Annotated in this window: 15 protein-coding genes; 10 read left to right on the top strand and 5 right to left on the bottom strand. The window is 57.9% G+C overall.

Annotated elements, in window-relative coordinates; translation table 11 throughout:
• Positions 1-254 precede the first annotated feature (254 nt).
• The 4 genes from NI40_RS06700 (at position 255) to NI40_RS06685 (ending at position 3,238) form a co-directional block, all read left to right on the top strand.
• Positions 255-575 (top strand): metalloregulator ArsR/SmtB family transcription factor, encoded by a 321-nt coding sequence (locus NI40_RS06700; protein WP_039261484.1) that lies wholly within the window; start codon positions 255-257, stop codon positions 573-575.
• A 40-nt stretch (positions 576-615) separates the two neighbouring features.
• The gene (locus NI40_RS06695) at positions 616-1,905 is read left to right on the top strand and encodes an arsenic transporter (protein WP_039261482.1); all 1,290 of its coding nucleotides are present in this window, start codon (positions 616-618) and stop codon (positions 1,903-1,905) included.
• Positions 1,906-1,917: 12 nt separating this feature from the next.
• Positions 1,918-2,349 (top strand): glutaredoxin-dependent arsenate reductase, encoded by a 432-nt coding sequence (gene arsC, locus NI40_RS06690; RefSeq protein WP_039261479.1) that lies wholly within the window; start codon positions 1,918-1,920, stop codon positions 2,347-2,349.
• Positions 2,350-2,467: 118 nt separating this feature from the next.
• A complete protein-coding gene (locus NI40_RS06685; protein WP_039261477.1) occupies positions 2,468-3,238 on the top strand; it encodes an SDR family NAD(P)-dependent oxidoreductase in 771 nt (256 codons plus the stop codon).
• On the opposite strand, the gene NI40_RS06680 is transcribed toward NI40_RS06685, so the two are convergent.
• The gene (locus NI40_RS06680; protein WP_039261475.1) at positions 3,235-3,786 is read right to left on the bottom strand and encodes a TetR/AcrR family transcriptional regulator; all 552 of its coding nucleotides are present in this window, start codon (positions 3,784-3,786) and stop codon (positions 3,235-3,237) included. The genes NI40_RS06685 and NI40_RS06680 overlap by 4 nt on opposite strands.
• 81 nt (positions 3,787-3,867) lie before the next feature.
• Here NI40_RS06680 and NI40_RS06675 point away from each other — a divergent pair, with 81 nt between their 5' ends.
• Positions 3,868-5,082: an MFS transporter gene (locus tag NI40_RS06675; protein WP_039261473.1), complete on the top strand. Its 1,215-nt coding sequence runs from the start codon at positions 3,868-3,870 to the stop codon at positions 5,080-5,082.
• The gene (locus NI40_RS06670; protein WP_033145033.1) at positions 5,072-5,884 is read left to right on the top strand and encodes a Cof-type HAD-IIB family hydrolase; all 813 of its coding nucleotides are present in this window, start codon (positions 5,072-5,074) and stop codon (positions 5,882-5,884) included. Before NI40_RS06675 ends, NI40_RS06670 begins: the two co-directional genes overlap by 11 nt.
• A 120-nt stretch (positions 5,885-6,004) precedes the next feature.
• On the opposite strand, the gene NI40_RS06665 is transcribed toward NI40_RS06670, so the two are convergent.
• Positions 6,005-7,237 carry an MFS transporter gene (locus NI40_RS06665; protein WP_039261470.1) on the bottom strand — a complete coding sequence of 411 codons (1,233 nt, stop codon included), beginning with the start codon at positions 7,235-7,237 and terminating at the stop codon, positions 6,005-6,007.
• Between the two features lie 168 nt (positions 7,238-7,405).
• Between NI40_RS06665 and NI40_RS06660 the strand changes: the two genes are divergently transcribed.
• The 3 genes from NI40_RS06660 to deoR all read left to right on the top strand — a co-directional run bounded on the left by NI40_RS06660 (position 7,406) and on the right by deoR (position 9,576).
• Positions 7,406-8,134 (top strand): phosphatase PAP2 family protein, encoded by a 729-nt coding sequence (locus NI40_RS06660; protein ID WP_039261468.1) that lies wholly within the window; start codon positions 7,406-7,408, stop codon positions 8,132-8,134.
• Positions 8,135-8,141: 7 nt separating this feature from the next.
• Entirely contained in the window at positions 8,142-8,750 is a 609-nt protein-coding gene (gene ybjG / locus NI40_RS06655) for an undecaprenyl-diphosphate phosphatase (RefSeq protein WP_039261467.1), read from the top strand.
• Positions 8,751-8,817: 67 nt separating this feature from the next.
• Positions 8,818-9,576, top strand: coding sequence for a DNA-binding transcriptional repressor DeoR (deoR, locus tag NI40_RS06650; RefSeq protein WP_008503427.1), 759 nt, complete (start codon positions 8,818-8,820; stop codon positions 9,574-9,576).
• Between the two features lie 95 nt (positions 9,577-9,671).
• On the opposite strand, the gene dacC is transcribed toward deoR, so the two are convergent.
• Entirely contained in the window at positions 9,672-10,877 is a 1,206-nt protein-coding gene (dacC, locus tag NI40_RS06645; protein WP_032661393.1) for a serine-type D-Ala-D-Ala carboxypeptidase, read from the bottom strand.
• Between the two features lie 240 nt (positions 10,878-11,117).
• Here dacC and NI40_RS06640 point away from each other — a divergent pair, with 240 nt between their 5' ends.
• Positions 11,118-11,744: a glutathione S-transferase family protein gene (locus NI40_RS06640; protein ID WP_039261465.1), complete on the top strand. Its 627-nt coding sequence runs from the start codon at positions 11,118-11,120 to the stop codon at positions 11,742-11,744.
• Here the strand turns inward: NI40_RS06640 and NI40_RS06635 are convergent, their stop codons facing one another.
• Both NI40_RS06635 and bssR read right to left on the bottom strand, forming a co-directional pair.
• Positions 11,745-12,863, bottom strand: coding sequence for a PQQ-dependent sugar dehydrogenase (locus tag NI40_RS06635; protein WP_039261463.1), 1,119 nt, complete (start codon positions 12,861-12,863; stop codon positions 11,745-11,747). It lies immediately after the preceding gene.
• Positions 12,864-12,969: 106 nt separating this feature from the next.
• A complete protein-coding gene (bssR, locus tag NI40_RS06630; protein WP_023310914.1) occupies positions 12,970-13,353 on the bottom strand; it encodes a biofilm formation regulator BssR in 384 nt (127 codons plus the stop codon).
• Positions 13,354-13,542 lie beyond the last annotated feature (189 nt).

Raw genomic sequence — 13,542 nt, 5'->3', positions numbered from 1 at the left:
CTCCTAAGTTTGCGCGCGGGGAAAATTATTTTCGTTACGCGCAGAACTTTTTTATCAGGGGGCAGTCATAACTAGTGCCACTGCTTTTCTTTGATGTCCCCAATTTGTGGAGCCCATCAACCCCGCCGTTTTGGTTCAAGGTTGATGGGTTTTTTGTTGCCTGAAATTTCCGTACCTCTCATCTCCGCTTCTATCCTGCAATCAAAACATATATGATTAAACATATATAAATCATTCCACCTGCAGGAACGCCCATGCTCCACCCACTCCAGCTCTTTAAAACCCTCTCCGACAAAACGCGGCTCGCCATCGTCATGCTGCTCCGCGAAGCGGGCGAGCTGTGCGTCTGCGATCTCTGCTCCGCAACCACCGAGTCGCAGCCTAAGGTCTCGCGCCACATGGCGTTGCTGCGCGAGTCCGGGCTGGTTATCGACCGTCGCGAGGGGAAATGGGTCCATTACCGTTTGTCTCCCAACATGCCTGCATGGGCGGCAACCGTTATCGACAACAGCTGGAACTGCCTGCGGGAAGAGACGCGCATGAAGCTGAAAAACCGACTTTCAGGCTCGTGCTAGGCAAAACACATTCACAAAAACAGATATAACGGAGTAGAAGATGTTTCTGGCAGGGGCTATTTTTCTGTTTACGCTGGTACTGGTCATCTGGCAGCCCAAAGGGCTCAGTATCGGCTGGAGCGCGACTATCGGCGCCGTACTGGCGCTGGCCAGCGGCGTGATTCACATTAACGATATTCCGGTCGTGTGGAATATCGTCTGGAACGCCACGGCAACGTTCATTGCCGTCATCATCATCAGCCTGCTGCTGGATGAGTCCGGCTTTTTCGAGTGGGCGGCGCTGCACGTTGCCCGCTGGGGGAACGGTCGCGGGCGATTGCTGTTTACGTATATCGTGCTGCTGGGCGCAGCCGTGGCGGCGCTGTTTGCCAATGACGGTGCGGCGCTGATCCTGACCCCTATCGTGATCGCCATGCTGCTGGCGCTGGGGTTCAGCAAGCAGGCCACGCTGGCGTTTGTGATGGCGGCGGGCTTTATCGCCGATACCGCCAGCCTGCCGCTGATTGTGTCCAACCTGGTCAACATCGTGTCGGCAGACTTCTTTAAGCTGGGGTTCAGCGAGTACGCCTCGGTGATGATCCCGGTAGATATCGCCGCGATTGCCGCAACGCTGGTGATGCTGCATCTGTTCTTTCGCAAGGAAATCCCCCCTGAATATGACCTGGCAAAACTCCGCGAGCCCGCGCGGGCCATTCACGACCTCCCGACGTTCAGAACGGGCTGGATCGTCCTGCTCCTTCTGCTCGTCGGTTTCTTTGTGCTTGAACCTCTCGGCATTCCGGTCAGCGCCATCGCGACCGTCGGCGCGCTGATTTTATTCGCTGTCGCAAAACGTGGACATGCGATAAACACCGGAAAAGTGCTGCGCGGCGCGCCGTGGCAGATCGTTATCTTTTCGCTGGGGATGTATCTGGTGGTGTACGGCCTGCGCAATGCCGGGCTGACGGACTCTCTCACAGGCGTACTGGATAGCCTGGCCGGACACGGGCTGTGGGCCACCACGCTGGGAACCGGGTTCATCACCGCGTTTCTGTCATCCATAATGAACAATATGCCCACGGTGCTGATTGGCGCGCTCTCCATCGAGGGCAGTACGGCGACAGGACTGATCAAGGAAGCGATGATTTACGCCAACGTGATTGGCTGCGATCTGGGACCGAAAATCACGCCTATCGGCAGCCTCGCCACCCTGCTCTGGCTCCACGTGCTGGCGCAGAAAAACATGACGATCACCTGGGGCTACTATTTCCGGACGGGCATCGTTATGACGCTGCCGGTCCTGTTTGTGACGCTCGCCGCGCTGGCGCTACGTCTCTCCTTCACACTGTAATGAGCCACTGATATGAGCCACATCACCATTTATCACAACCCGGCCTGCGGAACCTCGCGCAACACGCTGGAGATGATCCGCAACAGCGGCACGGAGCCAGAGATTATCCTTTATCTGGAAACCCCGCCGTCGCGCGATAAGCTGACCACCCTGATTGCCAAGATGGGCATTTCAGTGCGGGATCTGCTGCGTAAAAACGTGGAGCCCTATGAACAGCTCGGCCTTGCCGACGATAAGTTCACCGACGACCAGCTTATTGATTTTATGCTGCAGCACCCGATCCTGATTAACCGTCCGATCGTGGTGACGCCGCTGGGCACCCGCCTGTGCCGACCGTCTGAAGTCGTCCTCGACATCCTGCCGGATGTGCAGAAAGGGGCGTTTACGAAAGAGGATGGTGAAGCCGTCGTGGACGCCAGCGGCAAAAAAATCTCGCCAAAGTAACCCGTTGATAATGGCGCAGTAAGGCCTTCCAGCCGCATACCCCACCCATCTGCCAGGTTGCATCAGCCGAAACCCGGCACATACTTCTGAGGGTTAATCCTGGTGAGGGTATGCAGCTATGGGCTTTAAGAACAAAACCGCCGTCATCTTCGGCGGCAGCGGCGCCATCGGCAGTTCAGTGGCGCACGCTCTGGCGCGTGAAGGGGCGGATGTGTACCTCGCCGCACGCGACCACGCCAGGCTGGAGCAGGTCGCCAGCCGTATTCGCGCCGCCGGAGGGTCTGCCAGCACGTTTGTTTTCGATGCGCTCGAGGAGTCCTCGCAGCTCCCGGACCTTGCCCGCATTGATATCGTCGTCAACGCCACGGGCTTTATGCACGATCAGGGCAAACGCCTTGAGGCGTTAACGCTCGATGAGTTCAGGCAGGGTTTTGATCCCTTCCTGGCCGCCTACTTTAACATTGCGAAAGCCGTGTCGCCCCGCATGGGCGGCGAGCATGGTGGAGTCATTATTACCGTCGTCGCGCCTGCCGCGAACATGACGATCGCGGGCCACCTCGGGCATATCGTCGGCTGCGCGGGAACGGAAGCCTTGACCCGGGCGCTGGCGGCGGAACTTGGGACACACAATATTCGCGTACTGTGCGTGCGTTCGCACGCGATAGCCGACGCGGTGCAGGCGGGTTCGTATGTGGGAGCCATTTTCGCCGCCAGGGCGCAGACGATGGGGATTACGGTTGAGCAGTTTCTCAGCGGTGCCGCGCAAAGCACCCTGACGCGTCGCCTGCCGACGCTGGCACAGGTGGCAGACACGATTACGTTTCTGGCCTCAGATGCGGCAGGCGCTATGACGGGAACCACCGTCAATATGACCGCGGGCGCAACCTAGCGGCCACCCTCGCCCGCAATTCTCCCCACCATCGCCCGGATCTCCTCCCGGGTTAACGGCGCCCGGTCGGTGACATAGTGCAGCGTCATCCCTTCGATAAACGCGTCCAGCGCGCGGGTGGTAACCGGGTCGAACCACTGCTCCAGCGTGGTCTGGCTCATTTTCATCCAGTCCTGCATCACCGTTTTGAGCGCCGCGCTGCGGTGCATAAAGGCGTAGAGCTGATACATCAGCGCCATGTTGTGCGGCGTGGTCACCTGCGAGCTGTGGATCAGGGTGGTGATGGATTCGCACGCCATTTCCGGCCCGGTGACGCCCGCAAAGAAATCCCGGTACTGCTGCGACATCTGCCGGGTAAACCACGTGAAGGCCTCCTCCAGCAGCGGCTCCATGCCGTCGAAATAGTAGGTCATCGACCCCAGCGGCACGCCCGCGCAGGTGGCGATTTTACGGTGCGTGACGGCGTGAATGCCGTGTTCGGCGATGGTATCGAGCGCTGCCTGCAGGATCTTCTCCCGGCGATGCGGATCGTTCGGTGGTCTGCTCATAAATTCCTCACGTGGTTTGTGTACAAATGTACACAAACTTGCTAGTGTTGTCGCTATTGTTGTACTGCTGGTGCTACCCCAATGACGCTGACCTCTCCCCGTAAAGCCCTGCAGCGACGCCTGTGGGCGCTGTTTATGTTCTTCTTCATTCCCGGCCTGCTGATGGCCTCCTGGGCCACGCGCACCCCCGCCATTCGCGATATTTTGTCCGTTTCTACCGCCGAGATGGGCATCGTGCTGTTCGGCCTGTCGATAGGCTCCATGAGCGGCATTCTCTGCTCCGCGTGGCTGGTAAAACGCTTCGGTACTCGGGCGGTGATCCGCACCACCATGTGCTTTGCCGTGTTCGGGATGGGCATATTGAGCGTGGCGCTGTGGTTTGCCTCGCCGGTGCTGTTCGCCCTGGGCCTGACGGTATTTGGCGGCAGCTTCGGTTCGGCGGAAGTTGCCATCAACGTGGAAGGGGCGGCGGTCGAACGTGAGATGAATAAAACCGTGCTGCCGATGATGCACGGTTTTTACAGCCTTGGCACGCTGGCCGGTGCGGGCGTGGGGATGGCGCTGACGGCCACCGGCGTAAGCGCGAATCTGCATATCCTGCTGGCGGCGCTGGTGTGCATCATTCCGATCCTGACCGGCATCCGGGCCATCCCGGACGGCACCGGTAAAAACTCCGCTGACGAACAGCACTCGGCCGAAAAAGGGCTGCCCTTCTACCGCGACTTCCAGCTGATGCTGATCGGCGTGGTGGTGCTGGCGATGGCGTTCGCCGAAGGCTCCGCCAACGACTGGCTGCCGCTGCTGATGGTGGACGGTCACGGCTTTAGCCCGACCTCCGGCTCGCTGATTTACGCCGGGTTTACGCTGGGGATGACCGTAGGTCGCTTCACCGGCTGCTGGTTTATCGACCGCTACAGCCGCGTGGCGGTGGTGCGCGCCAGCGCCCTGCTGGGCGGCCTGGGTATCGCGATGATCATCTTTGTGGATGTGGACTGGATTGCCGGCGTCTCGGTGATCCTCTGGGGACTGGGCGCGTCGCTCGGCTTCCCGCTGACCATTTCAGCCGCCAGCGACACCGGCCCGGATGCCCCGACGCGCGTCAGCGTGGTGGCAACCACGGGCTATCTCGCCTTCCTGGTCGGGCCGCCGCTGCTCGGCTTCCTCGGCGAGCACTACGGGCTGCGCAGCGCCATGCTGGTGGTGTTAGGGTTAGTCATCATCGCGGCGCTGGTGGCGCGCGCGGTGGCAAAGCCGGAAACGAATCAAACGACACTGGAGAAGGGATATGAGCGTTAAACTGATCGCCGTCGACATGGATGGTACTTTTCTGAGCGATGCCAAGACCTACAATCGGCCGCGCTTTCTGGCGCAGTACGCCCGCATGAAGGCGCAAGGCATTCGCTTCGTGGTCGCCAGCGGCAACCAGTATTACCAGCTGATCTCCTTTTTCCCGGAGATAGCGCATGAAATCGCGTTCGTCGCCGAAAACGGCGGCTGGGTCGTGAGCGAAGGTGAAGATGTCTTTAACGGTGAACTGTCGAAAGCCCATTTCGAGACCGTCGCGAACGTGTTAAACGAGGTTCCGGGCATTGAGATCATCGCCTGCGGGAAAAGCAGCGCGTACACGCTGAAATGCTATGACGAGGGCTTTAAGGATATCGCGGCGAAGTATTACCACCGCCTCGAAATGGTCAGCGATTTCGACAATCTGAACGATATTTTCTTTAAGTTCGGGCTTAACGTGTCTGACGATGAAATTCCGCGAATTCAGGCGCTGCTGCATGAAAAGCTGAGCGACATCATGGTGCCCGTCACCACCGGTCACGGCAGTATCGACCTCATCATCCCCGGCGTGCACAAAGCTAACGGTCTGCGGATCCTGCAAAAGCGCTGGGGCATAGACGATAGCGAAGTGGTGGCCTTCGGCGACAGCGGCAACGACGTGGAGATGCTGCGCCAGTCCGGGTTCAGCTTTGCGATGGCGAATGCCAGACCGCACATCAAAGAGGCGGCGCGTTTTGAAGCGCCACACAATAACGATGAAGGCGTTTTAAACGTGATTGAGAAGGTGTTGAACGGGGAGGCACCGTTTAATTGACCGCGTGCGGTCTGGTGCCCTCACCCTAGCCCTCTCCCACAGGGAGAGGGGACTTGTTCCGTGCTCACCCAGATCGAGAGGGGCTGTTCCGTGCTCACTAACAGGGAGAGGGAATAAGAATTAAGGTTGCAGGGCGTTCCCGACGCGTTTATCTTTCAGGAACACCACCATCAGGCCGACCCACAGCGCGCCGTTGGCGAGGTTAAACAGGCTGAACAGCCCGTTGCCGCCCATCGCGTAGGCATGCTTGCTCACTTCAATACCGCCGGTAAAAATCAGCATCTGCAGCATTCCCATCGCCGCTGACACCGTGCCTTTACTCATCTCGCTGGCAAACAGCGTCAGGCGTACCAGCCCGGCGTTGGCCACGCCAATTCCGAAGGCATAGAGGCTGAGCCCGGCCGTCATCCACAGGTAGGCGTGGGATGACGCGACGGTCGCCACCGCAGCCAGAATCAGCCCTGCCGCAATCGGCCAGCCGCCCATGATAATCAGTGAACGCACGGTGCGGCGTGACGTCAGGCGTGCCAGCACCAGGTTACCGATAATCAGCGCGCCAAAGATCGGCACCTGCAGCAGGCCATACTCGTAGCTGCTGAGCTTTTCACCGCTGATGATAATGACCGGCGACTGCGCGATCCACGCCAGCAGCGGCAGGCTAACGAACCCGGTCGCCAGCGCGCCCGCCACAAAGCGGCCGTTCTTCAGCACTTCTTTGTAATCCCGACCCAGCTCTTTCAGCGAGAGTTTCTCGCCGATGCGGGTAGCGGTTTCTGGCATCGCCCGGTGCAGGCCAAAGAACGCGAAGGCGGCGAGAAGCGCAAAGAGCACAAACATCCCTTCCCACGGCGCAACGTGCACCCACGCGGCACCCACCAGCGGCCCGAGTAAGGGGGCGATCAGCGCCACGTTCGCCATCAGCGCGGTAATTTTGATACACACAGCCTCTTCAAACGACTCCTGAATGGCGGCATACCCCACGGCGCCGATAAAGCACAGGCTCACCCCCTGCAGGAAACGCAGCAGGGTAAATTGTTCAATGTTTTGCGCCAGCAGCGTGGCGAGACAGGTGACGATAAACCACACCACGCCCGTCAGCATTACCGGACGACGGCCAATACGATCCGACAGCGGGCCTAACAGCCACTGTAAAAACATGCCGCCGGCCAGATAGGCGGTCATGGAGGTCGGCACCCACTCAATACCCGCGTTGTACTGCGCCACAACGGCCAGCATACCGGGCTGGATCATATCGTTGCCGATATAGGTAGAGAATTCGTAGAGCACCAGACACAGAGGGAAAAGCAACGCCTGACGACCCAGACGTGAACCAGAAGAAGAACGGTTTAACATGCAATCTCTTTATAATGACAAAATCGCGACGAGTTTAATGAAATGCCGCAGCCCGAGATAGTGATTTATCGAGGATAAACAGAAATAAAGCACATATCGTCTTCGTTTAAGGTTTCCTTAAGTTGACACTTTTATGATAGCGCGATTACTCGTCAACGATCCCAAATTATGGCACTCACCTCCAGCCGTTCAGAATTGTCTAACTTACAGACAAATAAGACAAAACGACTTTACCGCTTGCCGACCCGCTTTTATGGTTATCAGCTTTTCGTACTGATTGCCCTTGCCGTGGTCTTTACGTGGCTATCGCGCAGTGAAGCGCTCGACAGGTGGATCACCGGCTTTTGGTATGACGCGGCAACGCAGAGCTTTCCGCTGCAGAAGGACCACCTGCTGGATCTGCTGAACCACCGCCTGGCGAAGTACATCGCCATCGGCTTAGGTGCCGTGGCGCTGTTTTACGGCGCCTACAAGCGCAACGCAAGGCTGGTGACGGCGGCGCTGCTGATGGGCGTTGGCGCGCTGGTGGTAGGCGTGCTGAAAAGCGTGAGCCATCACAGCTGCCCGTGGGATCTGGTGGAATATGGCGGTAAGGCTATGTCTTATCCCCTGTTCAGCGCCGTCCCTGCTGACAGCGGTCCGGGGCGCTGTTTTCCCGGCGGTCATGCCTCCAGCGGCTTTATGGTGATGGGGCTGTTTTTTGCCTTCTGGCGCGAGCGTCCACGTCTCGCCTGGTGCTTCGTCGCGCTGGGCGTGGTGTTAGGTCTGGCGATGGGCTACGGCCAGGTCATGCGCGGGGCGCATTTTTTCTCTCACAACCTGTGGGCCGGGTGGTGGGTCTGGTTTTCCCAGGTGGTGGTCTACGGACTTATTTCCACCCGGTTTGCTAAAGAGTGATAACGCTATGTTAGAGAATCTGAATTATCAGCTGTTTTATCTGATCAACGCCACGCCAGCCTCGCCTGAGTGGTCGATCGATTTTGCCACCTTTCTGGCAAAAGATCTGATCAGTATCGTGCCTGCACTGGCTGCGATTCTCTGGCTGTGGGGTCCCCGCAGCCAGGTGAAGGCGCAGCGCCAGCTGGTGATTAAAGTCGCGATGGCGCTCGGGGTAAGCGTCCTGGTCAGCTACATTCTCGGCCATGCGTTCCCGCACGATCGTCCTTTTGTCGATCGCGTCGGCTATACCTTCCTGCACCACGCGCCGGATGACTCGTTCCCGAGCGATCACGGAACGGTGATCTTTACCTTCGCGCTGGCTTTCCTGTTCTGGCATCGCCTGTGGTCCGGTGCGGTCCTGATGGTGGCAGCCCTGGCTATCGCCTGGTCTCGCGTTTACCTGGGCGTTCACTGGCCGCTGGATATGGTGGGCGGTTTCCTGGTGGGGCTGATTGGCTGCGTGAGCGCGGCTATCCTGTGGAGCCTCTTCGGTGAAGCGCTCTACCGCACGCTGTCTTCGCTTTATCGCGCCATTTTCGCTATCCCGATCCGCAAAGGCTGGATACGTGACTAACCCCAACCTGACAGGTTACACTTGAACCCCCGCCCTGCGGGGGTTCACTTTTTTATCCCGAGGAACTATGGAAACACGTCGCGATGACCGCATTGCTCAGCTGCTACAGGCGCTGAAGCGCAGCGATAAGCTGCATCTTAAGGAAGCCGCCAACCTCCTCGGCGTCTCAGAGATGACCATTCGTCGGGATCTGAACAGCGAAAGCGCGCCCGTCGTGCTGCTCGGCGGATATATTGTGCTTGAGCCGCGTAGCGCCAGCCATTATCTGATCAGCGACCAGAAGACGCGCCTGGTGGAAGAGAAACGCAAAGCCGCCCGGCTTGCGGCCTCACTGGTACAGCCGCACCAGACGCTGTTTTTTGACTGCGGAACCACCACGCCGTGGATTATCGAAGCCATCGACAGCAGCATCCCTTTTACCGCCGTGTGCTACTCCCTGAACACCTTTCTGGCGCTTCAGGAGAAACCGGAGTGCCGGGTGATCCTCTGCGGCGGCGAGTTTCACGCCAGCAACGCCATCTTTAAGCCGCTCAACCTGCAGGACACGCTCAGCAATCTCTGCCCGGATATCGCGTTTTATTCCGCCGCAGGCGTCAACGTGCGTCAGGGTGCGACCTGCTTTAACCTGGAAGAATTACCGGTGAAGCACTGGGCGTTAAGCGCGGCGCAGTATCATGTGCTGGTGGTCGATCACAGCAAGTTTGGCAAGGTGCGTTCGGCAAGAATGGGCGAGCTGGCGCAGTTCGATGCCATCGTCAGCGACTGCCGCCCGGACGACGAGATCGTGGCCCACGCGAAGGCGCAGCAGGTGAAGTTAATGTATTAAGAGGGTGCGGTCTGATGCCCGCACCCCGCCCCTCTCCCACAGGAGAGGGAGAAAAAACGTAGGCCGGGTAAGCGCAGCGTCACCCGGCAAAAAACTTAGCTAAACCAGCTGCCAAACCACCCGTGGAATTTCATCATCACGAAATCCCACATCCGGCTGAAGAAGCCGCCCTCTTCCACCGCTTCCATTACAATCAGCGGACGCTGTTCAATCGACTTACCGTTTAGCTGGAAATCAATCGTCCCGACCACCTGGCCTTTTTTCAGCGGAGCCGTAAGCTGCGGGTCGGTCAGGGTATAGCTGGCCTTCAGGTTTTTCAGCTGACCGCGCGGAATGGTCACCGAGCCGCCTTCACCCGCCCCGAGATTAACTTCACTCTTGTCGCCAAACCAGACGCGCTGGCTGACGAACGTGGCATCCGGTTTAATCGGCGTCACGGTTTCATAGAAGCGGAAGCCCCAGGTCAGCAGTTTTTCTGACTCATTAAAGCGAATACGGTCGGTTTTGGTGCCCAGCACCACCGAAATCAGACGCATGTCGCCCTGGGTCGCGGAGGCCACCAGGTTATAGCCCGCGCCCGCCGTGGTGCCGGTCTTCATTCCGTCCACGTTAACGTTGCTGCTCCACAGCAGGCGGTTGCGGTTCGGCTGGCGGATTTTATTGAAGGTAAACTCTTTCTCTTTATGGATGGCGTATTCATCCGGCACGTCGTGGATCAGCGCTTTCCCCAGCAGCGCCATGTCGCGCGCGGTACTGAACTGTCCCGGCGAATCCAGACCGTGAACCGTTTTGAACGTGGTGTTGGTTAAGCCCAGTTTCTGCGCGTAGCCATTCATCAAGCCAATGAAAGAATCCTGGCTGCCGGCAACGTAATCGGCCAGCGCGATGCACGCATCATTTCCCGACTGAATAATTACCCCTTTGTTCAGATCGGAAACGGAGACCTGATCCCCAGGCTTCAGGAACATCACCGAAGAGCCCCGCAGCGCCGGGTTGCCGGTCGCCCAGGCATCTTTCCCGATGGTGACCATATCGTCCAGCTTGATCTTGCCCGCTTTCAACGCCTGGCCGACCACATAGCTGGTCATGATTTTGGTCAGGCTTGCCGGATCGAGTTTCTCATCCGCGTTGCCTTCCGCCAGCACTTTACCGCTGGAGTAGTCCATCAGGATCCAGGCGCGCGCATCCACAGGCGGCGCTTCGGGCGCAGCCTGTTCAGCTGCGTAGAGCGTTGGTGCAAACAGGAAAAGGAGCGCAGAGCCTGTCGCAAGGCTGCGCAGAGAAGTCATTTTACGCGTCATAAATGCCACCCGAGTGTCCATTCAAAAATTACGTCACATCACCGTGTCGCAAGAAGCGATGAGTAATAGCGCACTAAAACGGTTAAAGAAACCCAACGAGGGTAAAGTTATTAAAGTTTATGCAATAACATTCAGATACGCTTTGATTCAGACGATTTTTTTGTCTTCTGTTGCGTAATTGTTAGGTTTATCTCACCATGGCGAAAGCTGACCCGGATTCACATCTCATCAGGAGTAAATATGATTACGCTATGGGGCAGGAACAACTCGACCAACGTTAAGAAAGTGCTCTGGACGCTCGAAGAGCTGGATTTACCGTTCAATCAAATCATGGCCGGCATGTCGTTCGGCGTGAACAAAGAGGCCGACTATCTGGCCATGAACCCGAACGGCCTGGTGCCGCTGCTGCGCGATGATGAAACCGACGCGACGCTTTGGGAATCCAACACCATTGTCCGTTACCTCGCCGCTCAGTACGGTCAGGGCCGCCTGTGGGTGGAAAGCCCGGCCCGTCGCGCCCAGGGTGAAAAGTGGATGGACTGGGCGAACCAGACGCTATCGCCAACCCACCGCGTGATCCTGATGGGGTTAGTCAGAACCCCTGAAGCCGAGCGCGACTACCCTGCCATTCATGCCGCTCAGGATGCGTGTGAAAACCTGTTTGCGATGATGGATGACGAACTGGCGAAGCACGCCTGGTTCTCCGGTGAGGCGTTCGGCGTGGGCGATATTGCCGTGGCGCCGTTCGTCTGGAACCTGACTAACCTCGGCCTGAAGTGGACGCCGCGCCCTCACCTTGAGCGCTGGCTAAAACAGCTGAGCGATCGCCCGGCGTACCGCAACGTGGTAATGATCCCGGTCACCTGATTACGCACCGGACGGGCTGACTTTTAACAGCTGCCCGTCCGTCTCGTCGGTCAGAACGTATAAATAGCCGTCCGGCCCCACCCGCACATCGCGAATACGTTTATCCCGGTCGCCGAGAATTCGCCCGTCCTCCGTGACCTTATTGCCGTCCACGCTCAGCACGATAACGTCCTTTTCCTTCAGCGCGCCGATAAACAGCTTGTTTTTCCACTGCGGGAAGACGTCGCTGTTGTAAAACGCCATACCGCTCACGGCAGGCGACACTTTCCAGACGAACAGCGGTTTTTCGGTTCCCTCAACGTGCTCGCCTTTGGCTTCCGGAATTTTCAGACCGCTATAGTTAATGCCGTGCGTCGCCAGCGGCCAGCCGTAGTTCTTTCCTTTCTCCGGGATGTTGATCTCATCCCCGCCGCGCGGACCGTGCTCGTTCAGCCACAGCGCGTCGCTCCAGGGGTTCATCGCCATCCCCTGCGGGTTGCGAATGCCGTAAGACCAGATTTCGGGTCGCGCGCCGGGGGTATTCACAAACGGGTTATCCGGCGGCACTTTTCCGTCTTCGGTGAGGCGCACCACTTTACCCTGCAATTTATCCAGATCCTGCGCCGTCGGACGCTGGTTATTCTCGCCGAGTCCGATAAAGAGCGAGCCTTTGCCGTCGAATACCAGTCGCCCACCAAAATGGTTCCCGGTGGAGAGTTTCGGCATCTGGCGGAACACCACCTGGAAGGCTTCAATGCGCGTCAGATCGTCACTCAGTCGGCCATAGCCCACCGCCGTTCCGGCCTTGCCGTCACTCCCGGCTTCGGCGAAGCTCAGCCAGATGCGGCGTGATTTTTCAAAATCCGGGGCGAGGACCACGTCCAGCAATCCTCCCTGACCGTTTGCCCAGACCTTCGGCACGCCGACAATCGGATCGGACAGCCCTTTTCCGGCCTGCCAGCGTTTGAGCTGACCGCCCTTCAGGGTTACCAGCAGGCCTTTATTGTCCGGCAGAAACGCCAGAGACCAGGGATGATCGAGTTTGTTTTGCAGCACCTCGACCTTGACCGCCTCCGGGGCAGCAAGAAGCGAAAACGGAATGAACAGCGCAGGCAGGGAAATTAGCGAGGATCGAGGCATAACGCGCTCCTTTATCGGCATATGGCATAAAGGTTAGCCACTGCATCCGGGCGCGTTACCACTTTTACAAAAGCTTAATCAGAAGGGGGAGTTGCCTCCCCCTGGGTCAGTGCTGTTCAAGCTTCTCGTGCTCGTTCAGGCACATGATGCATAGAGAGAGCGTGGTCAGGCAGTTTTCAAGCTTCTCCGCGTTAACAGCGATAAAATTCGGGCAGTCGTGGCGTCCGTTCATCAAACATACCCCAGCGATGGAAAGTACCTCAGCGGCGCGGCGCAGGGCGATCAGCTCACTTTCGCCGTATTTCGCCTTCAGGGTCGGTGCTTTTTCACGCATGAAATTGCAAAGTTCAAACAGGTTATCACGCAGATGTTCGCTTTCGCTGACTGACATATACCCTTTTGCCTTCCTCAACTGCAGGTACGCGGCCAGGTCGATTCGGGCGTTGATCAGCTTGTTAAGCAGATCGCGTTTTAGTCTGTCAACGGTCATGCTCTTTCCTCCTCTGTCAGCCATTGTGCATAATCAGGATAAGTACATTTTTTGTACAGTTTAATGCCTGGGATCAATTTTTATTAACTGATTAACATTATTTACAATGTTACAACGTCTGCCCGGCGCATCCGCCTTGCAAAGAGTGTATAAATCCCCCGCGATACGCTGTAAAATCCCGCCCTGATA

This window comes from Enterobacter sp. E20, assembly GCF_000801755.2.
Taxonomy (GTDB): Bacteria; Pseudomonadota; Gammaproteobacteria; order Enterobacterales; family Enterobacteriaceae; genus Enterobacter; species Enterobacter asburiae_B.
Note: the sequence above shows the minus strand (reverse complement) of the source record. Positions and strands in the feature narration are given on the sequence as shown.

Bases quoted from the DNA above. Each gene is read 5' to 3' on its own strand.
- bssR (WP_023310914.1), bottom strand. From the start codon at position 13,353: ATGACCGTTGACAGACTAAAACGCGATCTGCTTAACAAGCTGATCAAC.
- dacC (WP_032661393.1), bottom strand. From the start codon at position 10,877: ATGACGCGTAAAATGACTTCTCTGCGCAGCCTTGCGACAGGCTCTGCG.
- NI40_RS06700 (WP_039261484.1), top strand. From the start codon at position 255: ATGCTCCACCCACTCCAGCTCTTTAAAACCCTCTCCGACAAAACGCGG.
- NI40_RS06635 (WP_039261463.1), bottom strand. From the start codon at position 12,863: ATGCCTCGATCCTCGCTAATTTCCCTGCCTGCGCTGTTCATTCCGTTT.
- NI40_RS06685 (WP_039261477.1), top strand. From the start codon at position 2,468: ATGGGCTTTAAGAACAAAACCGCCGTCATCTTCGGCGGCAGCGGCGCC.
- ybjG (WP_039261467.1), top strand. From the start codon at position 8,142: ATGTTAGAGAATCTGAATTATCAGCTGTTTTATCTGATCAACGCCACG.
- NI40_RS06660 (WP_039261468.1), top strand. From the start codon at position 7,406: ATGGCACTCACCTCCAGCCGTTCAGAATTGTCTAACTTACAGACAAAT.
- NI40_RS06680 (WP_039261475.1), bottom strand. From the start codon at position 3,786: ATGAGCAGACCACCGAACGATCCGCATCGCCGGGAGAAGATCCTGCAG.
- NI40_RS06670 (WP_033145033.1), top strand. From the start codon at position 5,072: ATGAGCGTTAAACTGATCGCCGTCGACATGGATGGTACTTTTCTGAGC.
- arsC (WP_039261479.1), top strand. From the start codon at position 1,918: ATGAGCCACATCACCATTTATCACAACCCGGCCTGCGGAACCTCGCGC.
- NI40_RS06665 (WP_039261470.1), bottom strand. From the start codon at position 7,237: ATGTTAAACCGTTCTTCTTCTGGTTCACGTCTGGGTCGTCAGGCGTTG.
- NI40_RS06675 (WP_039261473.1), top strand. From the start codon at position 3,868: ATGACGCTGACCTCTCCCCGTAAAGCCCTGCAGCGACGCCTGTGGGCG.
- NI40_RS06695 (WP_039261482.1), top strand. From the start codon at position 616: ATGTTTCTGGCAGGGGCTATTTTTCTGTTTACGCTGGTACTGGTCATC.
- NI40_RS06640 (WP_039261465.1), top strand. From the start codon at position 11,118: ATGATTACGCTATGGGGCAGGAACAACTCGACCAACGTTAAGAAAGTG.
- deoR (WP_008503427.1), top strand. From the start codon at position 8,818: ATGGAAACACGTCGCGATGACCGCATTGCTCAGCTGCTACAGGCGCTG.